Source organism: Magnetovibrio sp. PR-2, from assembly GCF_036689815.1.
In the GTDB taxonomy this organism is placed as follows: Bacteria; Pseudomonadota; Alphaproteobacteria; order Rhodospirillales; family Magnetovibrionaceae; genus Magnetovibrio.
This window is the reverse complement of record NZ_JBAHUR010000002.1, coordinates 135,047-157,176: the sequence shown is the minus strand read 5'-3', so window position 1 is coordinate 157,176 and position 22,130 is coordinate 135,047. Positions and strand designations below refer to the sequence as shown.

25 protein-coding genes are annotated in these 22,130 nt (G+C 55.3%); 19 read left to right on the top strand and 6 right to left on the bottom strand.

Annotated elements, in window-relative coordinates; translation table 11 throughout:
- Positions 1 to 139: 139 nt before the first annotated feature.
- On the top strand, positions 140 to 1,615 hold the full coding sequence (pap, locus tag V5T82_RS03195) for a polyphosphate:AMP phosphotransferase (RefSeq protein WP_332894149.1): 1,476 nt from the start codon (positions 140 to 142) through the stop codon (positions 1,613 to 1,615).
- The gene (locus V5T82_RS03190) at positions 1,612 to 2,151 is read left to right on the top strand and encodes a tetratricopeptide repeat protein (protein ID WP_332894148.1); all 540 of its coding nucleotides are present in this window, start codon (positions 1,612 to 1,614) and stop codon (positions 2,149 to 2,151) included. The genes pap and V5T82_RS03190 overlap by 4 nt, the downstream gene beginning before the upstream one ends.
- On the opposite strand, the gene V5T82_RS03185 is transcribed toward V5T82_RS03190, so the two are convergent.
- Positions 2,148 to 2,720: an MOSC domain-containing protein gene (locus tag V5T82_RS03185; protein WP_332894147.1), complete on the bottom strand. Its 573-nt coding sequence runs from the start codon at positions 2,718 to 2,720 to the stop codon at positions 2,148 to 2,150. The genes V5T82_RS03190 and V5T82_RS03185 overlap by 4 nt on opposite strands.
- Positions 2,721 to 2,880: 160 nt before the next feature.
- Here V5T82_RS03185 and V5T82_RS03180 point away from each other — a divergent pair, with 160 nt between their 5' ends.
- From V5T82_RS03180 to V5T82_RS03130, 11 genes are all read left to right on the top strand, one after another.
- The gene (locus V5T82_RS03180; protein WP_332894146.1) at positions 2,881 to 3,237 is read left to right on the top strand and encodes an FtsB family cell division protein; all 357 of its coding nucleotides are present in this window, start codon (positions 2,881 to 2,883) and stop codon (positions 3,235 to 3,237) included.
- 55 nt (positions 3,238 to 3,292) lie between these two features.
- The gene (locus V5T82_RS03175) at positions 3,293 to 3,616 is read left to right on the top strand and encodes an antibiotic biosynthesis monooxygenase family protein (protein WP_332894145.1); all 324 of its coding nucleotides are present in this window, start codon (positions 3,293 to 3,295) and stop codon (positions 3,614 to 3,616) included.
- A gap of 355 nt (positions 3,617 to 3,971) precedes the next feature.
- Positions 3,972 to 5,018: a pyruvate dehydrogenase (acetyl-transferring) E1 component subunit alpha gene (gene pdhA / locus V5T82_RS03170; RefSeq protein WP_332894144.1), complete on the top strand. Its 1,047-nt coding sequence runs from the start codon at positions 3,972 to 3,974 to the stop codon at positions 5,016 to 5,018.
- A gap of 18 nt (positions 5,019 to 5,036) precedes the next feature.
- The gene (locus V5T82_RS03165) at positions 5,037 to 6,416 is read left to right on the top strand and encodes a pyruvate dehydrogenase complex E1 component subunit beta (RefSeq protein WP_332894143.1); all 1,380 of its coding nucleotides are present in this window, start codon (positions 5,037 to 5,039) and stop codon (positions 6,414 to 6,416) included.
- A 17-nt stretch (positions 6,417 to 6,433) separates the two neighbouring features.
- Positions 6,434 to 7,729: a pyruvate dehydrogenase complex dihydrolipoamide acetyltransferase gene (locus V5T82_RS03160; RefSeq protein ID WP_332894142.1), complete on the top strand. Its 1,296-nt coding sequence runs from the start codon at positions 6,434 to 6,436 to the stop codon at positions 7,727 to 7,729.
- 12 nt (positions 7,730 to 7,741) lie between these two features.
- Entirely contained in the window at positions 7,742 to 9,142 is a 1,401-nt protein-coding gene (gene lpdA / locus V5T82_RS03155) for a dihydrolipoyl dehydrogenase (protein ID WP_332894141.1), read from the top strand.
- Between the two features lie 19 nt (positions 9,143 to 9,161).
- Positions 9,162 to 9,608, top strand: a complete 447-nt coding sequence (locus V5T82_RS03150) for a GNAT family N-acetyltransferase (protein WP_332894140.1) — start codon at positions 9,162 to 9,164, stop codon at positions 9,606 to 9,608.
- Positions 9,609 to 9,620: 12 nt separating this feature from the next.
- On the top strand, positions 9,621 to 10,478 hold the full coding sequence (locus V5T82_RS03145) for an arsenite methyltransferase (protein ID WP_332894139.1): 858 nt from the start codon (positions 9,621 to 9,623) through the stop codon (positions 10,476 to 10,478).
- Between the two features lie 39 nt (positions 10,479 to 10,517).
- Complete coding sequence (lipA, locus tag V5T82_RS03140) at positions 10,518 to 11,477, top strand: lipoyl synthase (RefSeq protein WP_332894138.1); 960 nt, start codon at positions 10,518 to 10,520, stop codon at positions 11,475 to 11,477.
- Between the two features lie 9 nt (positions 11,478 to 11,486).
- A complete protein-coding gene (locus tag V5T82_RS03135) occupies positions 11,487 to 11,936 on the top strand; it encodes a type II toxin-antitoxin system RatA family toxin (RefSeq protein WP_332894137.1) in 450 nt (149 codons plus the stop codon).
- A 542-nt stretch (positions 11,937 to 12,478) separates the two neighbouring features.
- Positions 12,479 to 13,027: a YaeQ family protein gene (locus tag V5T82_RS03130; RefSeq protein WP_332894136.1), complete on the top strand. Its 549-nt coding sequence runs from the start codon at positions 12,479 to 12,481 to the stop codon at positions 13,025 to 13,027.
- Positions 13,028 to 13,036: 9 nt separating this feature from the next.
- On the opposite strand, the gene V5T82_RS03125 is transcribed toward V5T82_RS03130, so the two are convergent.
- Together V5T82_RS03125 and V5T82_RS03120 are read right to left on the bottom strand one after the other, a co-directional pair.
- Complete coding sequence (locus V5T82_RS03125) at positions 13,037 to 13,522, bottom strand: CinA family protein (protein WP_332894135.1); 486 nt, start codon at positions 13,520 to 13,522, stop codon at positions 13,037 to 13,039.
- A 10-nt stretch (positions 13,523 to 13,532) separates the two neighbouring features.
- Positions 13,533 to 14,027, bottom strand: coding sequence for a phosphatidylglycerophosphatase A family protein (locus V5T82_RS03120; RefSeq protein ID WP_332894134.1), 495 nt, complete (start codon positions 14,025 to 14,027; stop codon positions 13,533 to 13,535).
- Positions 14,028 to 14,361: 334 nt separating this feature from the next.
- Between V5T82_RS03120 and V5T82_RS03115 the strand changes: the two genes are divergently transcribed.
- Together V5T82_RS03115 and V5T82_RS03110 are read left to right on the top strand one after the other, a co-directional pair.
- On the top strand, positions 14,362 to 15,702 hold the full coding sequence (locus tag V5T82_RS03115; RefSeq protein ID WP_332894133.1) for a peptidoglycan DD-metalloendopeptidase family protein: 1,341 nt from the start codon (positions 14,362 to 14,364) through the stop codon (positions 15,700 to 15,702).
- Entirely contained in the window at positions 15,686 to 16,198 is a 513-nt protein-coding gene (locus V5T82_RS03110; protein WP_332894132.1) for a bactofilin family protein, read from the top strand. Before V5T82_RS03115 ends, V5T82_RS03110 begins: the two co-directional genes overlap by 17 nt.
- A gap of 240 nt (positions 16,199 to 16,438) precedes the next feature.
- Here the strand turns inward: V5T82_RS03110 and V5T82_RS03105 are convergent, their stop codons facing one another.
- Complete coding sequence (locus V5T82_RS03105; RefSeq protein WP_332894131.1) at positions 16,439 to 18,445, bottom strand: lytic transglycosylase domain-containing protein; 2,007 nt, start codon at positions 18,443 to 18,445, stop codon at positions 16,439 to 16,441.
- Positions 18,446 to 18,599: 154 nt separating this feature from the next.
- Between V5T82_RS03105 and dapA the strand changes: the two genes are divergently transcribed.
- From dapA to V5T82_RS03085, 4 genes are all read left to right on the top strand, one after another.
- Positions 18,600 to 19,475 (top strand): 4-hydroxy-tetrahydrodipicolinate synthase, encoded by an 876-nt coding sequence (dapA, locus tag V5T82_RS03100; RefSeq protein ID WP_332894130.1) that lies wholly within the window; start codon positions 18,600 to 18,602, stop codon positions 19,473 to 19,475.
- Between the two features lie 23 nt (positions 19,476 to 19,498).
- On the top strand, positions 19,499 to 19,987 hold the full coding sequence (smpB, locus tag V5T82_RS03095; protein ID WP_332894129.1) for an SsrA-binding protein SmpB: 489 nt from the start codon (positions 19,499 to 19,501) through the stop codon (positions 19,985 to 19,987).
- 209 nt (positions 19,988 to 20,196) lie between these two features.
- Complete coding sequence (locus tag V5T82_RS03090; protein WP_332894128.1) at positions 20,197 to 20,562, top strand: response regulator; 366 nt, start codon at positions 20,197 to 20,199, stop codon at positions 20,560 to 20,562.
- 146 nt (positions 20,563 to 20,708) lie between these two features.
- Positions 20,709 to 20,951, top strand: a complete 243-nt coding sequence (locus tag V5T82_RS03085) for a DUF4170 domain-containing protein (RefSeq protein ID WP_332894127.1) — start codon at positions 20,709 to 20,711, stop codon at positions 20,949 to 20,951.
- A 111-nt stretch (positions 20,952 to 21,062) separates the two neighbouring features.
- Here V5T82_RS03085 and V5T82_RS03080 read toward each other — a convergent pair whose 3' ends face one another.
- Complete coding sequence (locus V5T82_RS03080) at positions 21,063 to 21,257, bottom strand: DUF4169 family protein (RefSeq protein ID WP_332894126.1); 195 nt, start codon at positions 21,255 to 21,257, stop codon at positions 21,063 to 21,065.
- A 7-nt stretch (positions 21,258 to 21,264) separates the two neighbouring features.
- On the bottom strand, positions 21,265 to 21,873 hold the full coding sequence (thrH, locus tag V5T82_RS03075; RefSeq protein WP_332894125.1) for a bifunctional phosphoserine phosphatase/homoserine phosphotransferase ThrH: 609 nt from the start codon (positions 21,871 to 21,873) through the stop codon (positions 21,265 to 21,267).
- Positions 21,874 to 22,130 lie beyond the last annotated feature (257 nt).

Here is a 22,130-nt window from a genome sequence, read left to right as displayed (position 1 = left end):
GGCAGGTGATTGCTATTCGCGCTTTAACCGTTTGGTTGAACTGCGGAGGGCTCCGCCCCCCCCCTTTTTTTGTAGGTGATGTTTCTTTTGCTCGTGCTAGAATTTAATTTGGCGTCAAGGTGTTAAGGGGGAACTCAAAATGTTCGAAGCCGCAGAGCTGGGCCATACGGTCGATAAAAAAACCTACAAGGAAGAAGTTCCGAAGCTGCGCGAAGCGCTATTGGATGTTCAGTTCGAGCTGGGAGAGAAAAAGAAGTTCCCGGTCGTGATCATCATCTCCGGCGTTGACGGTGCCGGCAAAGGGGAGACCGTCAACACGCTCAACTTCTGGATGGACCCACGCAATATTCACGCGCACGCGCTGGGCGACCCCACGGACGAAGAGTTGGAACGCCCGGCCATGTGGCGCTATTGGCGCGCCCTGCCGCCGAAGGGGGCCATTGGCTTCTTCTTTGGCTCTTGGTACAGCCACCCCATGAAAATGCACATCGAAGGCGGCAAAGACATCGCTTATTTAGACAGCTACCTGGAAGACTTCCTGCGCTTTGAACGCATGCTTGCCGACGAAGGCGCATTAATTTTGAAGTTCTGGCTGCACCTGTCCAAAGACGCCTTGAAGGATCGTCTCAAAGAACTGGAAGGCAATAAGAACACCGCATGGCGCGTCAGCAAGACCGATTGGGAACGCTACGACAGCTACGACAAAATGATGCCTGTGGCGGAACACGTTCTGCGCCGCACGTCGAGCGGCCATGCGCCGTGGGTGGTGGTTGAAAGCTCGGACGAAAAATATCGCAACTTGACCGTCGCTCGCACACTGCTCAGCGCCGTTAAAGCGCGCTTGGAAGATGACAGCAAGCCGACACAGACCTCTGTGCCTGTGGCCTTGGACAAAACCCAAGACATCAACATTCTTCAAGCACTGGATTACACCAAGACGCTGGAAAAGAAAGCTTACAAGAAAGAGCTGGAAAAATACCAAGGCCGCTTGAACAAACTGACGCGCTCCAAAAAGTTCCGCGACCGTTCAGTCGTCTTGGTCTTTGAAGGCAACGATGCTGCGGGCAAGGGCGGTTCTATCCGGCGCATCATCGGCGCCATGGATAGCCGCTTTTACGACATTATCCCCGTCGCTGCACCGACGGATGAAGAAAAGGCACAGCCGTATCTTTGGCGGTTTTGGCGCAACCTTCCGGGCAAGGGCAAGACGGCGATCTTCGACAGGTCCTGGTATGGCCGTGTGTTGGTCGAGCGCGTCGAAGGTTTCTGTTCCGATGCCGACTGGATGCGCGCCTATGGCGAAATCAACGACTTCGAAGAAGAAATGGCGCGCCACGGCGTGATCGTGCACAAGTTCTGGCTGTCGGTGACGGCGGAAGAACAGCTGCACCGCTTCAATGAACGCGAAGCCACCGGCTACAAACGCTTCAAACTCACCGACGAAGACTGGCGCAACCGCGACAAATGGGATGAGTATTCAAACGCTGTGTGTGACATGGTCGAACGCACATCCACCGAAATTGCACCATGGACCTTGGTAGAAGCCAACTCAAAATACTATGCGCGGGTGAAGGTGTTAAAGACTTTGTGTAAGCGTTTGGAGGATGAGCTTTGAGGGCAATCGCTCTCACCCTCGTTCTCATGGCTGTGGCGCTCGGGGGTGGGCTCCCGGCGCTCGCCCAAAACTTTGACAAAGGCTTGCACGCCGCCCGCCAAGGTGACTTCAAAGCCGCGCTGAGCGAATGGACTCCCTTGGCCGAACAGGGTAATGCCTTGGCGCAGTACTACGTCGGCCTGATGCATCAAAACGCTCAAGGTGTCCCCAAAGGCTTGACGGCAGCTGTGTCGTGGTATGAACGTGCGGCCAAACAGGGGCTGGCGAATGCGCAGTACAATTTGGCGGTCATGTATGACAACGGCTTTGGTGTTACGCAAAACTACAAAACGGCCATCACCTGGTACGAACGCGCCGCAGCGCAAGGCGATGCTGACGCCAAGTATAATCTGGGCAAGATGTACGCGAAGGGCTTAGGCGTCGACAAAGATGCGAAGCGTGCACTTGCCTATTGGGAGGCCGCAGCCCAGCAAGGTCACAAGCAAGCCCGCAAGAGGGCAGATTTGCTTGCCAGGACACTTAAGCCGGAAGGCTAGATCCGCTCCATTTTCTGATGCGGCTCCGGCGGCAGCTCGATGCGGATGGTATCTTGGGGGGAGACCTCACCGCTCGTTTCCACCACGGACATCACACCCGCTTGGCGCACGATGTTGCCGTCGGCGTCCTTAAACACCAGCTCACCCATCAAGCCTTCTTGGAAGTCGTCAATTTGTTTGCACGGGTTGCGCAAACCTGTGAGCTCGACCACGGCGCTTTCGCCGATATGGAGTTTAGTCCCCACGGGCAGGCTGATGAGATCCAGCCCGGTGGTGAGAATGTTTTCACCCAGATCGCCCGCAGACAGCTGGTAGCCTTTCTCTGAGAGCATCTCGAACAGTTCGGACGCGATCAGGTGCACTTGGCGCAGGTTCGGCTGTAGCGGGTTCTGAGCGATGCGCGACAAGTGCTGCACCGTTTCGCCCATATGCGCGTCACCCTCGACGCCCAATCCTTTGAGCACGCGAATGCGGTCTTGGTTTTGTTTCGAAAAGCCGTGCGCCGGGTTGAGGCTGACGGCTTGCACAGTGCCCAACAGGGCCTGTGAAAATGTCGCTGTATCCATCATGAGCGTCACAAAAACACAGCTTCATGACTCTTTGATGATGCATCTGTCCACAACCAATTTTTTAGAGGTTAATGATTTCTTAGTGAATCTCATGCTCTAAAGAATCGGTGGCAAGAATTCGCTGCATATGTGTCCAATCGATCGGAAAGAAGGTCTGGTCATGGGTTTATTTCGTGAGCTCAAAGTTCGCGCAAAACAGATTCTCGGACCCGTCATCGGGGTGAGCATGGTGGTCTACTTTGCTTATCACGCTGTGCAAGGCGACCGGGGCATTTTAGCGCTGGGTCAGCTGCGTGGTGAAGTGGACACACTTCAGGCGCAGGTCCTCGACGTTCGTGAGGCGCGCTTTGAGTTGGACAAAAAAGTGCAAATGCTGCGCGCGGAATCCCTTGACCCGGATCTTCTGGACGAACAAGCACGCCTGCAGCTAGGCTTTGGCCGCTCAGACGAGCTGGTGGTGATTTTTCATCAAAACGACACCGACCTAAAAGCCTTGGCGGCGTTCGCTCCTCATTAGAATCTTTGCAATTCGATGGTATAATACCCCCGCTAGACAATGTGAGGGGTAATTTATGGGCAATCCAACCAGGGACGGTCAATACGCCGTCATTTTTCCAAATCAGTTCTCCGGCGAAGACGGGGAGGGGTACAAAGCCATGGCTGAGCGCATGGTCGAGCTGGCTGCCGAGCAGCCCGGCTGCTTGGGTCTAGACAGCGCGCGCGGGCCGGACGGCTTTGGCATAACGGTGTCCTATTGGGTCAGCTTAGAGGCCATTGAAACGTGGCGTGATGTGAGTGAGCATCTTGAGGCGCAGCGCCTTGGGCGTGATAAGTGGTACGAGACGTTCGATTTGCATGTTGCCAAGATTGAAAAATCGTATTCCTTCACCAAATAACATTCGTGATATCGAATTCAGTTTTGTTCTCCACAAATCCCCTGTTGTTGTGCGGTGCAGCACACACGTAATCGCGCAATTGTGCTAAAATTTATCGTTAACTAAAACAGGGTTAATTAAAAATAACTATTCGTTTTCAGTTACTTAATGTGAATAAATTCGCTTGATTGTGGTGCTGTTCAGGGGTATGGTTTTGACCAACAAGAACACAAGAAGGTTTGTCCCGTGTGCCGAAGTACTCAGGGGGGAGAAAAGCCCAACCCACATGTCCCGCACTTCCAGTTTTCTGGGCGGGGGTATGGCCGTGTAACCGACTTGTTTGAGGGATGGTGCATGGCTTAAGAGGAAAACAGCTATGGCCAAAGCCGCAAAGACCACGCCGAAGAAAACAGCCCCAAAACCAGCACGTCGTCGCACGACAAAATCCAAAGCTCCAGCCCCCACCAAAGATGAGCTGTTGAGCTACTATCGCGAAATGTTGTTGATCCGCCGATTTGAAGAAAAGTCCGGCCAGTTGTATGGCATGGGGCTCATCGGCGGGTTCTGTCACCTCTACATCGGTCAAGAAGCCGTGGTTACGGGTGTGCAGGCCAATGCATTGCCCCAAGACAGTGTGATCACGTCGTACCGCGATCACGGCCACATGTTGGCCTGTGGTATGGACCCCAATGGCGTGATGGCCGAACTGACGGGTCGCGCCGGTGGTTTGTCGGCGGGCAAGGGTGGTTCCATGCACATGTTCTCGACCGAAAAGAACTTTTACGGCGGTCACGGTATTGTCGGCGCACAGGTTCCCCTGGGCACAGGTTTGGCCTTTGCCCACAAGTACAACGAAGACGGCGGCGTGTGTTACACCTACTTCGGTGATGGCTCGGTTAACCAAGGTCAAGTTTACGAAAGCTTCAACATGGCGCAGCTGTGGAAGCTTCCGGTGGTTTACATCATCGAAAACAACAAATACGGCATGGGTACCTCCATCGACCGGGCATCCTCCACCACGGAACTGGCCCAACGCGGTGCATCCCATGGCATCCCCGGCGAACAAGTCGACGGTATGGACGTCATTGCCGTGCGCGACGCAACGGCCAAAGCTTTGGAGCATGTGCGCGGTGGCGACGGTCCCTACATTTTGGAAATGCTGACGTACCGTTATCGCGGTCACTCCATGTCGGATCCGGCGAAGTATCGTTCCAAAGACGAAGTGTCCAAGGTTCGCTCCGAACAAGACCCCATCGATAATTTGCGCCAGATGATCTTGAAATCCAAAGCGGCCGACGAAGCCGCTTTGAAAGAGATTGACGGTGAGATCAAAGCCATCGTCACCGAAGCCGCAGACTTCGCCAAATCGAGCCCCGAGCCCGATCCGGCGGAACTCTACACCGATATTTTAGTCGAAGCTTAAGGGTAGGGAGAAAGAGATATGCCTATTCAAGTCCTCATGCCCGCCCTGTCGCCGACGATGACAGAAGGCAATCTCGCTAAATGGAATGTCAACGAAGGCGATCAAGTTGCCGCCGGTGACGTCATTTGCGAAATCGAAACCGATAAAGCCACCATGGAAGTCGAAGCCGTAGACGAAGGCGTCTTGGGCAAAATTCTGGTGCCTGGTGGAACCGAAGCGGTTCAAGTGAACGCGGTCATCGCCATGATCTTGGAAGACGGCGAAGACGCCGGTGCCATTGACTTGGTGGAGATCGAAGCGCAGACGCCGAAATCCGAACCTGCACCCATCGCCACCGACATGCCGGCCGAAGCCGAGCACGCGTCTCCGGCCCCGGCCCCGGCTCCGGAAGTGCTGGAGCCCGAATACGACGGCCCCATGGTTACGCAAACGCTTCGTGAATCGCTCCGTGACGCCATGGCCGAAGAAATGCGCAAAGACGAAAAGGTCTTCTTGTTGGGTGAGGAAGTCGCCCAATACCAAGGGGCTTACAAAGTTTCTCAAGGTTTGTTGGAAGAGTTCGGCGAAAAACGCATCATCGATACGCCCATCACCGAAATTGGCTTTACCGGTTTGGCTTCGGGTGCAGCGTTTGCGGGTCTCAAGCCCATCGTCGAATTCATGACGTTCAACTTCTCCATGCAGGCCATCGACCACATCATCAACTCGTCGGCCAAGACGCTCTATATGTCCGGCGGTCAGATGGGATCGTCCATCGTGTTCCGTGGTGCCAACGGCGCGGCGTCACGTGTTGGCGCGCAACACAGTCAATGTTTTGCCGCGTGGTACAGCCAAGTGCCGGGCTTGAAAGTCGTGTCACCGTATTCCGGTGCGGATGCTAAAGGTTTGTTGAAAGCCGCCATTCGCGACCCGAACCCGGTTGTGTTCTTGGAAAACGAACTCATGTACGGCGCGACCTTCGAAGTGCCCGAAAGCGAAGACTTCGTTCTGCCCATCGGCAAAGCCAAGATCGAGCGTGCAGGCACAGACGTCACCATCACCGCGTTTTCGCGCATGGTTGGATTTGCTTTGGAAGCCGCTGACAAGTTGGCCGAAGAGGGCGTCAGTGCCGAGGTCATCAACCTGCGCACCATTCGCCCCATGGATCATGCGACCATCGTGAATTCGGTGAAGAAAACCAACCGTATTGTCACGCTCGAAGAAGGCTGGCCGCAATCGGGCATTGGTGCCGAAATCGCAGCGGTGATGATGGAACAAGCGTTCGATTATCTGGACGCTCCGGTGACACGGGTTTCGGGCGAAGATGTGCCCATGCCCTACGCCGCCAACTTGGAAGCCTTGGCGCTTCCGAACGTCGATAAAATTGCAGCAGCGGCCAAAGCCGTTTGTTACAAATAAGGGAAGGGATAAAGACCATGCCTATCGAAATGTTGATGCCCGCCCTGTCGCCCACCATGACCGAAGGCAACTTGGCGACCTGGAACGTCGCCGAAGGGGACGCGGTTGCAGCTGGCGACGTGATTTGTGAAATCGAAACCGACAAAGCCACCATGGAAGTCGAAGCCGTGGACGAAGGCGTTATCGGAAAAATTCTGGTTCAGGGCGGCACGGAAAATGTCGCTGTGAACTCGATCATAGCTTTGCTGTTGGAAGACGGCGAAGACGCTTCGAGCTTGGAAGGCTTCACGCCGTCTGCAGGTGGGGCAACCCCCGCCGAGGCACCTTCTGATGCTCCGGCTGCTGAACCTGCGGGCGCATCCCCCACAGTCGCACCTGCAGACAGCGGCAAGACAGAAGCACCGGCAGCCAAAGGAGATCGCGTTTTCGCGTCGCCTTTGGCCCGTCGGATTGCAGCCGACAAAGGGCTGGACTTGTCCTCCATCACGGGCACCGGCCCGCGCGGGCGTGTTGTCAAACGTGACGTGGAAAATGCTCAGCCGGGTGCGAAACCGGCAGCATCTGCTGCTGCGCCTGCTACGGCGGCAGCAGCGCCCACCGTGGACGATCCGGTGTTTGCCAACATGCCGGACTTCGACGCTGTGTCGAATTCATCCATGCGCAAAATCATTGCCGAACGCTTGACTGCCTCGGCCCGCGATATTCCGCACTTCAACCTCACGGTGGATGTGGAAATCGACAAGCTCATGGCCGTGCGCAAGGAACTCAATTCTCACGAAGGTGCGGACTACAAAATTTCCGTGAACGACTTCATCGTCAAAGCAACGGCCTTGGCGTTGACCCGCGTGCCCGAATGCAACGTAGCTTTCACCGACGATGCCATCTTGCAGTTCAAAAAAGTCGACATGTCCATCGCAGTTGCCGTCGAAGGCGGCTTGATCACGCCGATCATCAAAGACGCAGCAAGCAAAGGTCTGGCGACCTTGTCCAAGGAAGCCAAAGAGCTGGCTGGTAAAGCACGCGACGGCAAGCTGATGCCTGAAGAGTTCCAAGGCGGCACGTTCACCATTTCGAACCTCGGCATGTTTGGTGTCAAAGGCTTCAACTCCATCATCAACCCGCCGCAAGGGGGCATCTTGTCCGTCGGTGCGGGCGAACAGCGCCCGGTGGTGAAGGATGGGGCGCTTTCCATTGCCACCGTGGTGACGTTGACGTTGGCGGTGGATCACCGCTGCATCGATGGTGCGACGGCTGCGGCTTTCTCCAAAGAGCTGAAAGCCATTCTCGAAAACCCCATCTCTATGATGCTGTAAGGACCTGATAAAATGAGTGACATGAATTTTGACGTCATCGTCGTTGGCGGCGGTCCGGGCGGTTATGTGGCCGCCATTCGCGCAGCACAATTGAAAATGAAAGTGGCTTTGGTGGAAGCCAACCACTTGGGCGGCATTTGCCTCAACTGGGGTTGTATCCCGACCAAGGCGCTTTTGCGCTCTTCCGAGATTTATCACCAGATGCAACACGCCAAAAACTATGGCTTGTCTGCCGAAGGTGTGAGTTTTGATTTGCCGTCCATCGTGGATCGTTCGCGCAAAATCTCCAAGCAGCTCAACGGCGGCGTGGGACACTTGCTGAAGAAAAACAAAGTCACCGTGTTCGACGGTTACGGCAAGCTCAATGGGGCTGGCAAACTGCACGTTGAAAAAGACGGTAAAGCTGTGGCCGACCTGATGTCTAAGAACATCATCTTGGCGACGGGCGCACGCGCACGCATCCTGCCGGGGATGGAGCCGGACGGAAAGCTGATCTGGTATTACAAAGATGCTTTGGTTCCCGACCTAATTCCCGAACGCTTGTTGGTGATCGGTTCCGGGGCCATCGGAATCGAATTCGCCAGCTTTTTCCACACCATGGGCGCCAAAGCCACCGTGGTGGAAATGGTCGATCGTATTGTTCCGGCAGAAGACGCCGAAATCTCCGCCTTCTTGGAAAAATCGCTCACCAAGGACGGCATGGAAATCCTGACGTCTGCGGGCGTGAAATCTTTGAAAAAGAACAAAGACACGGTCACTGCGACTTTGGAAGTCGGCGGCAAAGCCCAAGAGCGTGAGTTCGACCGCGTCATCGTTGCGGCGGGCATCGTCGGCAACGTGGAAAAAATCGGTCTCGAAGGCACCAAGGTCAAAGTTGAAGGTACGCACATCGTCACCAATCAGTGGCTGGAAACGGGCGAGCCCGGCGTCTACGCCATCGGCGACGTGGCAGGGGCCCCGTGGTTGGCGCACAAGGCATCGCACGAAGGCGTGCTGTGTGTCGAGCACATCGCGGGCACCAAAGGCCTGCACCCCATCGACCCCGACCGCATTCCGGGCTGCACCTACTGCCACCCGCAAATCGCGTCGGTGGGTTTGACCGAATCCCAAGCCGCCGAACGAGGCCTGAAGGTCAAAGTCGGCCGCTTCCCGTTCCAAGGGAATGGGAAGGCCATTGCTTTGGGGGAACCGGAAGGTCTGATCAAGGTGCTTTTCGACGACAAAACGGGCGAATTGCTCGGCGCGCACATGATCGGCGCGGAAGTCACCGAAATGATCCAGGGCTATGGCATCGCCATGGAATTGGAAACGACCGAGGCTGAATTGATGCATACGGTCTTTGCACACCCGACACTTTCTGAAATGATGCATGAAAGCGTGCTCGACGCCTTTGGGCGCGTGATCCACTTCTAATCATTTCAGGAGCCAAGGCATGTCCGTCTCGGTCCGCGACTTCCAAGAACAAGACTACGCCCGCTGGTTAGAGCTCGGGGAGGGTTACCTTTCTTTCTACGAGACCAAACTCCCGCAAGAGGTCACGGATGAGACTTGGCGGCGGGTGCTTGATCCAGGCCGAAAGGACATGTTTGGCCTGGTGGCCGAAAAGGACGGAGACGTCATCGGCTTCACCATTTGCGTCGTGCATCCCGGCACATGGACCATGAACGACATCTGTTATCTGGAAGACCTCTATGTCGATGAAGCTGCACGCGGGCAGGGCATTGGCCGGGCGTTGATCGAAGCCGTCTATGCCAAAGCTCAAGAACTTAACCATCATCGCGTTTATTGGCGAACGAAGGCTGACAATAAGGCGGCGCGTGACTTATATGAGAAGGTAGCCATTGATAACAATTGGGTGATGTACGAGCATCATCTCTAACAGGAGCCCTTCATGAGCCAGCAAGACCACCACGATGTGCGCAAAACCGTGCGCGACAGCTATGCCACCATCGCCACGGACGGCGGGAACTCGGGCTGTTGTGCGCCGACGTCCAATGGGGCATCGGCCTGTTGCGGCACACCAGACGACGTCGAAGTGCCGTCGGCGGAGCAAATGAGTGCGTTTTGGGGCTATACGGATGACGATATGGCCGCCGTGCCCGAAGGCGCGAACCTCGGTCTTGGCTGCGGCAATCCTCAAGCCATCGCGGGCATGAAACCCGGTGAAGTGGTGGTCGATCTGGGTGCCGGTGCAGGCTTCGATGCGTTTTTGGCCGCCGGCAAAGTCGGTGCAAAAGGCCGCGTCATCGGCATCGACATGACCCACGAAATGCTCGCCAAAGCCCGCAGCAATGCGCAAAAGGGCGGCTATCAAAACGTTGAATTCCGTTTGGGCGAGATCGAGTATCTGCCCGTCGCCAACGACACGGTGGATGTGATCATTTCCAACTGCGTCATCAACTTGTCCCCCAACAAACCTCAGGTGCTTAAAGAAGCCTTTCGCGTGTTGAGCCCAGGCGGTCGCTTGGCCATCTCGGACGTGGTGGCGACGGCGGACATGCCCGACGACATCAAAAACGACGACCATCTGTTGTCGGGCTGTGTCACGGGTGCGAGCCTCGCCACGGATCTGCAAACCTGGTTGGAAGAGGCCGGGTTCGAAAAGATCGACATCGACATCAAAGAAGACAGCCGCGCAGGCATCGCCGACTGGGCCCCGGGTCGCGGCATCGAAAAATATGTGGTTTCCGCCATCATCACCGCCCAAAAGCCCGGTGGGGACTGCTGCGCGCCGACGTGTTGCGGATAACACTTGTTGAGGGGGGCTCAAAAGGATAAACCAAGGCCCATGACGACTGCAGAAAAACCCAAATACCGCCACCCGGAAAAGCGCAACAATCCGGACAATCCGAGCCCGCGCAAGCCCAAGTGGATCCGCGTGAAGGCTCCGACGTCCAAAGAATACGGCGAAACCAAGCGCCTGATGCGCGAAAAGAACCTGCACACCGTGTGTGAAGAGGCCGCGTGCCCCAACATCGGCGAATGCTGGTCGGCCAAGCATGCCACCGTGATGATCCTGGGCGACACCTGCACCCGCGCTTGTGCCTTTTGCAACGTGGCCACGGGCAAACCCAACCCGGTTGACCCCATGGAGCCCGAAAACACCGGCATCTCGGCCCGCGAAATGGGTTTGCGTCACATGGTCATCACATCCGTGGACCGCGACGACTTGGACGATGGCGGAGCCAACCAGTTTGCCCAGTCAATCTTGAAGGTGCGTGAACACTCGCCCGACACCACGGTCGAGGTTCTCACCCCCGATTTCCGCCACAAAGACGGCGCGTTGGAAATCGTCATCGAAGCCAAGCCCGACGTGTTCAACCACAACTTGGAAACCGTGCCGGGCCTGTACCAAGGCATCCGCCCGGGGGCTCGGTACTACCACTCGCTGCGCATCTTGGACCGGGCGAAGGAAATTGACCCGGGCATCTTCACCAAATCCGGCCTGATGGTGGGTTTGGGCGAGACCCGGGAAGAGGTTTTGCAGGTCATGGACGACATGCGTTCGGCCAATCTCGACTTCCTCACCATCGGCCAATATTTGCAGCCGACCCCGAAACACGCGGCGATTGAGCGCTTCGTGACGCCGGAAGAGTTTGAGGAATACAAGACCATCGGCCTGTCCAAAGGTTTCTTGCACGTGGCGTCCACGCCGCTGACGCGGTCGAGCTATCACGCGGACAAAGATTTCGCCCAGTTGAAAGCGGCGCGCAACGCACAACTTGCCAAACAAAAGGCAGGCGCATAAAAGAGTTTTATGCCGACGCACGCCGAAACCCAGCTTCTACCCTTCAGCGCCCAGCAGATGTTCGATCTGGTCCTGGACGTGGAAAAGTACCCGGAATTCCTACCCTGGTGCGTGGCGCTGCGCGTGAAGCGCCGCGGCGAGTCCGAAATGTTCGCCGACATGGCCGTGGGCTTCAAAATGCTGCGCGAAAAATACTCGTCCCACATCACCTGGAACCCACTGCCCGAGGAAGAGGGCGGGGGCTTTCACATGCACATCAAAGACGCCGGCGGCCCGTTTAAGTTTTTAGAGACGGATTGGAAGTTCCACCCCAAGGGCGAAGACGTGGAAGTCGATTTCCGCATCGATTTCGAATTCAGCTCCCGCCTCTTGGAAAAAACCATGGGCGCGATTTTTACGGAAGCGGCTCATAAAATGATGCAGGCTTTTGTGAAGCGGGCTGAGGCGGTTTACAGCTAATACAAACCGGCGTCATTGCGAACGCAGTGAATCCATCCAGAATGCCCACACCACGAAGACCGTCACCCCGGACTAGATCCGGGGTCCATGGGCGGCGCTTCACGATGTCTGTTTGTTTTGAACCACAGAGGACACAGAGGGCACAGAGAAGTAGATTGAGTTTTATATCGCTATGATTTTAGGCTGCACTGTTGTTGCATCATTTCCTCCGTGTTCTCTGTGACCTCTGTGGTGAAATAAGCTGTCGTCATGGCGAGCGGAGCGACGCCATCCAGCATCTCTCAGCTTGCAGCAGCCTGGATGGATTCGTCGCTGCGCTTCTCGCAATGACCTCATTATTCAATATCTTAGATTACATACACCACCGTCGCTCCTACGCAGGAATGACGGGTGAGGGAGCCGTTATGGGGACGTTATTTTATTCTTACCTTTCACCGAGAGAAGGCGGCGCACAGGCTATATTGCCCCACAGCCCCTTTCTCCTTTCACAATCTCCCCAGACACCCTAAAACTTCCCCTTCATCACAGGTTAGGGACGAACCATGGCGCAAAAAGCCACCATCTATAAAGTTGAACTTTCCGTTGCCGATATGGATCGTCACTATTACGAGACCCATAACCTCACCGTTGCCAAACATCCGTCCGAGACGGATGAACGCCTCATGGTGCGCATTCTCGCCTTTGCGCTGAATGCTCATGAGCATTTGGAGTTCACAAAGGGCATCTCAACGGAAGATGAGCCCGATATTTGGCAAAAAAGCCTAAGCGGTGAGCATGAGGTGTGGGTGGCTTTGGGGCTTCCTGCTGAGAAGATTATTCGCCAATCGTGCGCCAAGGCCAACAAGGTGATTGTCTATGCTTACGGCGGCAGCGCGGCTGAGGCGTGGTGGGAGAAAATCAAAAACAGCACCACCCGGTTTGACAACCTTCAGGTGACCAACCTTTCAAAGCAAGACACCACCGAACTGGGAAATCTGGCCAGCCGCTTGATGAGCCTACAGGTGAATATTCAAGACGGTGACGTGATGGTCAATGTTGACGAAAGCACCGTGAACGTGACGCCGGTTCATTGGAAAACGGTGGGTGATTGAGCGTAAGGCTTAAGCGTTCATCAACAACAACTTCAATCCACTTTCCACTGTCTGGATGCGCACCCGTTCGCGGTCACCCTTGAACACATGGCGTTGGTGGTGCGTGGCTTGGCCTTCGCGGGCCACCGCCATGTGCACTAGGCCCACGGGTTTGTCGTCCGTGCCGCCACCGGGGCCGGCGATGCCGGTGACCGACAGGGTGATGCCTGCTTCGGAGTTCATCAACGCGCCTTCGGCCATGGCAATGGCGACCTTTTCGCTGACCGCACCATGTGTTTCGATCAAGTCTTCGTCCACGCACAGCATTTCGGCCTTGGCGGCGTTGGAGTAGGTGACAAACCCCCGGTCCAAGATATCGGAAGAGCCCGCAACCGCCGTCACACAGCCCGCAATGAGCCCGCCTGTGCAGGACTCGGCCAAAGCGAGCTTGAGGTTTTGCTCTGTGCACGCGTCAAACAGGTCTTCGACCATGACATAGAGGATTTCCGGATACATCCCTGTCTCCTTAAAACGGCAGATACGGCAGGGCGAAATAGAGCACGGCTAGTCCGGCCACCCCAGCCAACACGTCGTCCACCATCACGCCCCAGGCCCCGTCAATGTTTTTGTCTGCCCAGGAAATGGGCCAGGGCTTCAAGACATCGAAAAAGCGAAACAAAACAAAGCCTATGAAGTATGCCACCGGGTCCAGGGGCGCGGCCAGAAGCACCAACCACACACCCGCCACTTCATCAATGACGATGGCACCCGGGTCATGGGTTCCGGTCTTGTCCATATAGACGTTGGACGCCCAAATGCCGACAAAGAAGACCGCCACGGACGCCGCAGCCAAGGCCCAAACCCCAGCGAAATGAACGATGGCCCAAGCAAACGGCAAGGCGGCGAGGGAGCCCCAGGTTCCGGGTGCTTTGGGCAGATACCCCGAACCAAACCAGGTCGCCAGCAGCACGCCGGGGATGGAGAGACTCGGGCGGGAATTGTCTAAAATACTGTTTGTCATGGCAAAAATCGGGTGATGGGGCCTGAATTTGAGGGCAAAAGAAGCCTCACATTAGGGCGTTTTGGGGCTCTCACAAAGTTTATTGCACCTGCGTGAAAAGAAAAACACCACACCCTATGGGCGAAAAGATACGCTAACTGACAGAAACTAAAGGGTTAATGTGGATCATGCAGGATGATCATATGCATTGGTAACAGGGGTAAGACGCGTTGAATTTGCTTGCTCGAAGGCGCGCATCCATATACGTTTTTCCTCGCTATAAGACAAATGAAGTACACGCGTATGCAGTTCGTTGATGAATTTTGCAAAAACAGCGTGAGGGGTTTTGAAGTTTATGGCTGCTGAAAAGCGTCAAGATGGGGTCCAAAAGGACAGGTTACCCGTGGTGAAAGAGGTCTTGGAATGGGGAAATGAGCGCCTGCGCGTTCTGTTCCCGTTCAAGCAATTCCTCTATCGTTCCCAAGGGCAGACCAAATGTCTGAACCTAACGCCGCGCATTCAAGGGGGTGTGGCGTCCGTCATGCTCGCGTGCGGCGGTTGGGTGGCGTACACGTCGGGCTCCATGATGCTTCACGAAATGGAACTGGCGGCCAAGGACGCGCAAATCGCGGAAGTCCGGGTGGCGTACCGCTCGTTGATGGGCGAGGTCGCGGATTATCAAAAACGGTTCTCCGGCGTGGTCCAAAACTTAGAAGAAAACCACGCCATGATGCTGGAGCTGGCGACCCAGAACTCCCAGCTGCACAAAGATCTCAAAACCCTCAACAAATCGCGCAAGGCACGCGCCGAAATCGAAGCCTCCCGCGTCGCCATGACCAAGCGTTTGGGCTCCGTCGAAAGCCAGATGCAGTCCTTGGCTGAGCGTAATTTCTCCATCAAAAACTCCATGAGCACCATGGAAGGCGAGCTGCAAGACGCGCTGACCCAACGCAACACAGCGCTGATGGAAAGCACGCAAATGCGTCGTGACATCAAGGTGTTGGAAAACAAACTTGTCAGTTTGGATGAACAAGAGAATGAAACCGTCGACCGCTTGGCTGGTCAAGCCGAGGTGATTATCAGCTCCATGGAAAACCTGATCGAAACGGCAGGATTGGACGTGGAAGATTTGATGTCGGGTGACGACGACTTGGTCGCGGGTCAAGGTGGCCCGTTCATCGCCGCACAAAGCGACGGACGTCCGGCCGGACGCTTGAAATCCAAGCTGCAAAACCTGGAAAATCGCTTGGCGTATTCCGACAGTTTGCAAACGGTGGTCAAAAAGATCCCCTTCGCGGTGCCGCTTCACGGCTATTACACAACGTCGAAGTTTGGCAAACGCCGCGATCCGAAAAACCGCAAGTGGTCGATGCATTACGGCGTGGACTTCGGCTCTTCACCCAAGGCTCCGATCTATGTTACGGCACCGGGTAAAGTCACATATGCGGGCTGGAAAGGCAGTTTCGGCAAGTTGATCGAGGTTGATCACGGCGCCGGTATCCGGACCCGGTACGGTCATCTCAATAAAATTAATGTTAAAAAAGGACAAATCATTAATTTTGGCGATAAGATAGGCGTGATCGGTAACACGGGCCGGAGCACGGGCAAGCACTTGCACTATGAAGTTCTGTTCCGTGACAAGGCCATCGATCCTATGAAGCTCATCAAGGCAGGTCGTTATGTTTTCAAAGAATAAAAATCCCCCCAAGCCCGCTCAGCAACAGCGTTCTGTACCCTCCATCATCAGTGTCGATTTGAAAGTCGTGGGCGATTTGGCGTCTACGGGTGAAATCCAGGTCGATGGCGAAGTCCACGGCGACATCGCCACCAAAGTTCTGTTGGTCGGTGAAACGGCACACATCAAAGGCGAAATTCGCGCCGAAACCGTTCAGGTTCACGGGCGCGTTGACGGCCAAATCAAAGCCACCAACGTCAACTTGGCCAAATCCGCCCATGTTGTGGGTGACATCCTGCACGAAAACCTGTCCATCAAAGAGGGCGCGTTCTTGGAAGGTCACATGACCCACATGAGCGAAAAACCCAAGGTTCCGGAAGCGCCGAAACCCGAAGCCGAAAAAGACGGCAAACCGGGCGAAGACCGCGTGAACTTGGTGGTCAAAACCGGCAGCAAGCCAGACGCGAAACCGGGCCAGGTCAAACCCGCAGCAAAGCAGGCCAAAGCGGCCAGCTAAGTCAGCGTGTCAAAGTTTTACGAAGAGCCCTCGCAGTGCGGGGGCTTTTTGTTGTTGCTGAGTTAAGTCTCGTTAGACATCTCCTTTAAATGACGTTATTTTCCAAAGTATTAGCCCAAAACTCACAGTCACTCCTGCGTAGGCAGGAGCCTATGGGCCTCTCGGTATAAAGTTTCTCACGATCACTTCTGAGCCCTTGCCCATGGATTCCTGCCTGCGCAGGAATGACGGCTATATGCGTTATCGCTCCGCCACTCGCTTAGCGCCCAACTGCGCCCGATAAACGCCTAAGTTCTCCAGCACCCGCTGCACATAGTTGCGAGTTTCCTTGTAGGGGATCATTTCGACCCAGTCGATGACGTCTGTGTCTGTCTTGCGTGGATCGCCGAAATTGCGCACCCAGCGTTTGACCCGGTGGGGGCCTGCGTTGTAGGCGGCGAGCGCCATGGGGTAGCTGTCGAACTGCTCAACCATGTCGGACAGGTACATCTGCCCGATCATCATGTTGTAGTTGGCGTCCTTTTGCAGCTTGGCGCGCGAATAGGGCAGGCGGTTGGTCTTGGCGACTTTTTTGGCCGTCGCAGGCATCACCTGCATGAGACCACGAGCACCCGCGTGGCTTTTGGCCTTGGTGAAAAACTGGCTTTCTTGGCGAATGACCGCCAAAACCAAGGGTGTTTCTGGCTTTTTGCCTTTTTTAGGCGTTGGCGGGGTCAGCATGGGGTAGCCGAGCTTGCCCAGCGCCATACCGGCTTGTTCGGAGTTCTTGGCAATGCGGATGGCGACGTCGGGCCGTCCGCTTTTGTGCGCAAAATCTGCCGCCAAGCGCTTCCAGCCGGGGGTGTCGTGATAGTTCGAAAGCGCCAGCAAAAACGGCTTCATGCGCTCTTCCCCCCCCATTTCGCCCAACAAATCCACGACGCTGGTGAGCACGTGGGCTCTGAAGGCCTTCTTCTCGGCGGCTGTGGGTTGGGGTAGGGGGATTTCAGCGGTGACGGAGCGGCCCAGCTTGGCCCGCGCTAACTGGCCGTAGTAGGTGGTGGGATAGCCCGCAGCCTGTCCCAGCCAGCGTTTGGCCTCACTCTTTTGGCCGAGCGCTTCGGATGCGCGCCCGGACCAGTAGGAGCCGCGCGCCACACTGACAGGGTAGCTCACTGCGCCCAACATGTTTTGAAAGTGTTTATAGGCTTTGCTGGGCTGGTTGAGGAATCTCAGCGCAATCCAGCCCGAAATCCACTCAGCATCGGAATATTCAGCTGCATCCTTAGGCGAGAGGCCGTGGTCAGACGTGATGGCGTAAGCGCGCTTGAACTTGTCCTTTTGCAAGAAGGTCCGCGCCATGATGGCGCGTTCCTTCCACCACTTGTCGGGGCGCATGGGATCGCCGTTGGCCTTGGGCAGCAGTTCGGCGGCCTTTTCCGTGCGGCCCTTGCGCCGGCGCCAGCGCATGCGCTCGTAGATCAGGCCGGGGTGGTCGATGAGCTCCGGTGCGGCTTTTTTGAGTTCGGAAATCGCCTTGTCGACATTGCCTTCTTGGCGCATCAGCCAAATGCGCGCAATGGCGAGCTTGCGCATTTTTTTGCCGACTTTCCACAGTTGGCGACGCGCAGGCCAATAGCGTTCTTCCCAAATCAAGCGCTCAAGCCGGGCGATTTGGTCTTTTTTGGTGATCAGTTTCTTGTGTTTGCGGTAGTAGTTCTTTTCTTGGCGTTTGGTGAAGTTGCCTTCGATCCAAATCTTGCGAAACTCTAGGTTTGCCGCCTTTTTTCGGCCCATTGTGAAGTCGGCCTGAGCCTTCCTGACCCGCCCCATAGTAGATACCGGACCGCCGTATTCATCGAACCAAGCGAGGATTTGGGACGGTTTGAGCTTGGACGGCATGGTTTCTTCGGCGCGTTTGAGCATGGCTTTGCGATAGGGCCAGCCGGGATGCTTTTTCAAGAACGGTTTGATGTCGTTGTAATCCGCTGGCGTGTTGCGCGCGGTTAAATACTTCCACACCAGCACGCGCACCAAGTCCTGGCTTTTGATCCGGCGGGTGAGTTTCAGCGCGTCCTTGAAGCGGTTCTTATCGATGGCCTTAAACACCGCCGTGGCGTTTTTGATGTCCGAGGTGGACAGCTCTTTGGCCGTGGCTGGGGAGGCCACAAAAAGGGCAAGCAAAACCACAGCCGCAAAATAGGCTGGGATGAGGCGCCGGGCAGCAGACTTGAGCAGCGTAGAGACGTGCACGGGGTGTCCGTTCATGACAGGTGAATCGCTTAACTTGCAAAAAGGGTACGCGTTTGCCCAAGCAGGCTCAAGACGCCGTATATAACAATCGCGCAAGTCTCGCTTGCTCAAGGGCTTTATTGGCGTTAAGTTCCCCGACCTAATTTAGCTTATCCCCAGGAGACCTCAGATGTATCAGGGTTCTTTCGTCGCTCTCATCACCCCGTTCCAAGACGGTGTTGTGGATGAAAAAGCTTACCAATCGTTTGTTGATTGGCAAGTCAAAGAGGGCACCAACGGCTTGGTTCCGTGTGGCACAACCGGCGAATCGCCGACGTTGACCCACGAAGAGCACAAGCGCGTGACGGAACTGTGCATCGAAGTGAACGCAGGCCGCGTGCCGGTGATGGCGGGGGCGGGCTCCAACTCCACCGCCGAAGCCATCGATTTGGCCGTGCACGCCGAAAAAGCGGGCGCAGATTCGGTCCTGGTGGTGACGCCGTACTACAACAAACCGACCCAAGAAGGCCTCTATCAGCATTTCAAAGCTGTGAACGATGCGGTGGGCATTCCCGTCATCGTCTACAACATTCCGGGGCGCTCCGTAGTCGATATCTCTTTGGACACCTTCAAAAGGTTGGCCGAGCTGCCCAACATCGCGGGCGTCAAAGACGCCACGGGCGACGTTGCACGCCCGGTTGTGTATGCCCGTGAGCTGCCGGACGATTTCTGTCTGCTGTCGGGCGAAGACGCCACGGCCATTCCATTTTTGGCCGCAGGCGGTCACGGCTGCATTTCGGTGACCGGCAACATCGCGCCGAAACTGTGCGCCGAACAGCACGCGGCTTGGAACGCAGGCGACGTCAAAACCGCCATGGACATCCAACAGCGCCTGATTCGCACGCACGGGGCCATGTTCTGCGAAAGCAGCCCCGGCCCGGTGAAGCATGCGGCTGAACTGATGGGCCTGTGCGCGGCGGAAATGCGTTTGCCGTTGGTGGAAATCGGCGACAGCTCCAAAATCCAGGTGGAATCAGCCATCCGGGAACTGGGCCTGATTGACTAAGTTGATCGGGGAAGCGGGGGCGTATGGCCAAGAAAAAGAAGAAAAAGGGGCCTGACGGCACCATCGTCGCGCAAAACCGCAAAGCTCGTCATGACTACTTCATTGAAGACACGGTGGAAGCCGGAATTCAGCTCATGGGTTCCGAGGTGAAATCTTTGCGCAAGGGGTCCGGCTCTATCGGCGAATCATACGCGGTGGACAAGTCGGGTGAGATGTATTTGACCAACGCCTACATCCCCGAATACGCCCCCGCTGCCAAATACAACGGCCATGAGCCCCGGCGCGAACGTAAGTTGTTGTTGCACAAGCGAGAAATTTACAGGTTGATGGGTAACATCCAACGTGAAGGGTACACGGTTGTGCCGTTGAGTATCTATTTCAACACCCGTGGTATCGCAAAGGTTGAACTGGGACTCGCCAAGGGCAAACACAAATCCGATAAGCGTCAATCTTCGAAAGACCGGGACTGGAAGCGTGACAAAGCCCGTTTGTTGAGCCACAAAAACCAGTAGTTTGGGGCGTTGTGCATCATTTTTCTCTTTTTAAGCGAGTGCGCTAGCTCATAAGTAGAATAACGAGATTTTGGGGACAATCTTCTTGCAAACTTTTTCAATCGTGGCAACATCACGCTTAAGAGGTTGCGGTAAAACCATTTCATAGTACTAAAATTACGAGTGCAGTGCCTTAGGGGTGGGGGGCTGTGTTCCGTGGAGGAATCACCTTGGCCCGAATTCTCATTATTGATGATGATCAGGATATCTTAGACTTTGTGTCTTCGTGTCTTGAAGACACTCACACCGTGACAACGGCTGCCAATGGTGAAGAAGGCATGGTCGCGTGTGAAAAGTCTGTGTTCGATTTGATCATCACCGATATTTTCATGCCGTACCGGGACGGTCTGGACATTATCTGCGAAGTTCGGGTGCTTTACCCCGATATCAAAATCATCGCCATGACCGCCTATGTGGGTGAGGGCGTGACGGATTACTTGAAAGCTGCGGAACTGATTGGCGCGCACTACAAGCTGGAAAAGCCGTTGAGCGTTGAAAACGTGCTCGAAGCTGTCAACGACATCCTCAAAGATTAAGAAAACTCTTATATAAACGTTTGTTGTCTCTACACTTTTGGGCGGGTTTTGCTTGATTTTGCGCAAGTGTTTGCGTACAAATGCCGCACCGCACAAAACAATAATGTGTATATCTGTCCAATCACAGAGTGAGGACCAGTCAGTCCATGAGTACCCCTGAAAACAAACAGCTTTTGCATCTGGTATTTGGCGGTCGTGTCAAAGACCCCCAAGGTGTCGAATTCGAAGATTTGAACAACATCGATGTCGTCGGCATCTACCCGTCCAATGCCCAAGCCTTGGACGCGTGGCGTGCGAAATCTCACGCCAACGTAGACGATGCCAACGTGAAGTACGTCCTGGTGCATCTACACCGCATGCTGGAAGACCCCGAACACGAAGACGAATAGGTTTTCAGCCTGTTGAATCCTCAAAAGCCGCGAAGGTGTATGTGCCTTCGCGGCTTTTGTGTTTGTGCAAGCTGAGTGGGGGAGGGCTAGCCTGCCTTACGGCGGGTGAGCTCAAGTGGGGTCTTGGTCATCGTCGCCCAGCTTTTTGCCTTTGAGCTTTTTGTCGATCAACGCCTGATTGGTGTTTTCGGCCTGTTTTTCCGCCTTGGTGCGTCCAAATTTCACACGGTTCTCCGACGCGCGCTTGTCTTTGTCAGCACGTGCCTTGGTTTTGCGGAATTTGTTTAAGTTGACGACGTCGGACATCTTTGTCCTAACCTTTAGGCTCTGTTGTCAACAGATACTCCGCCGCCTCGCCGTAGTCGGTGAAGTGGGGGTAATCCGGGAAGTCGTCCAGCACGTTTTGCGGGCTGCGGAAGAACGCGGCAACGTCTGCGGCTTGGATCATGCCTGTATCGTTGTAGCTGTCGCCCATGGCGGCGGTGACAAAGTTGAGTTCTTTCAACTTATTCACGGACTTGGTTTTGTGGTCCGTGGTGCGCAAACGATAGCCCGAAATGTGTCCGTCGTCGGCGACGTCCAGATAATGGCAGAACAAGGTCGGCCAGTTGAGCTGTTCCATCAGCGGCTTGGCGAAACCGTAGAACGTGTCTGACAAAATGATGACCTGGGCGTGTTTGCGCAGCTCGTCCAAGAAGTCCTTGGCGCCGTCCATGGGGCCCAAATCACCGATGACGCTTTCGATCACGTCCATCTTGATGCCGTGTTCGTCTAAGACCTTGAGGCGATGGCGCATCAGCTCGTCGTAATCTTTGATGTCGCGGGTGGTGAGCTTCAGCTCCTCAATCCCGGTTTTTGCGGCGACGCCCAACCAAATTTCGGGGACCAAGACGCCTTCCATATCTAAACAAATAACGCGCATGTTTCTCTCAAATCTCAGGAATCGTTTAATCAAAGTCCAGATGTTAGCAGAGGAAACCGAGCTGTCAGCAGAAATTCCTTGAACTCAACTAAGGCGCTACTGTATTTATTTGGATGCACTTTAAGGGTGCTTTACGGGGTGCGGTGGGAAAACGGGGGAGGCGATGCATTTTTTAATCCGTTACAAGTCAATCATTTCACACATAGCTTTGTTTTTAGTGCTGGTGGTGCCTTCGGGTTTTTTCTTGCTCGAGAGTT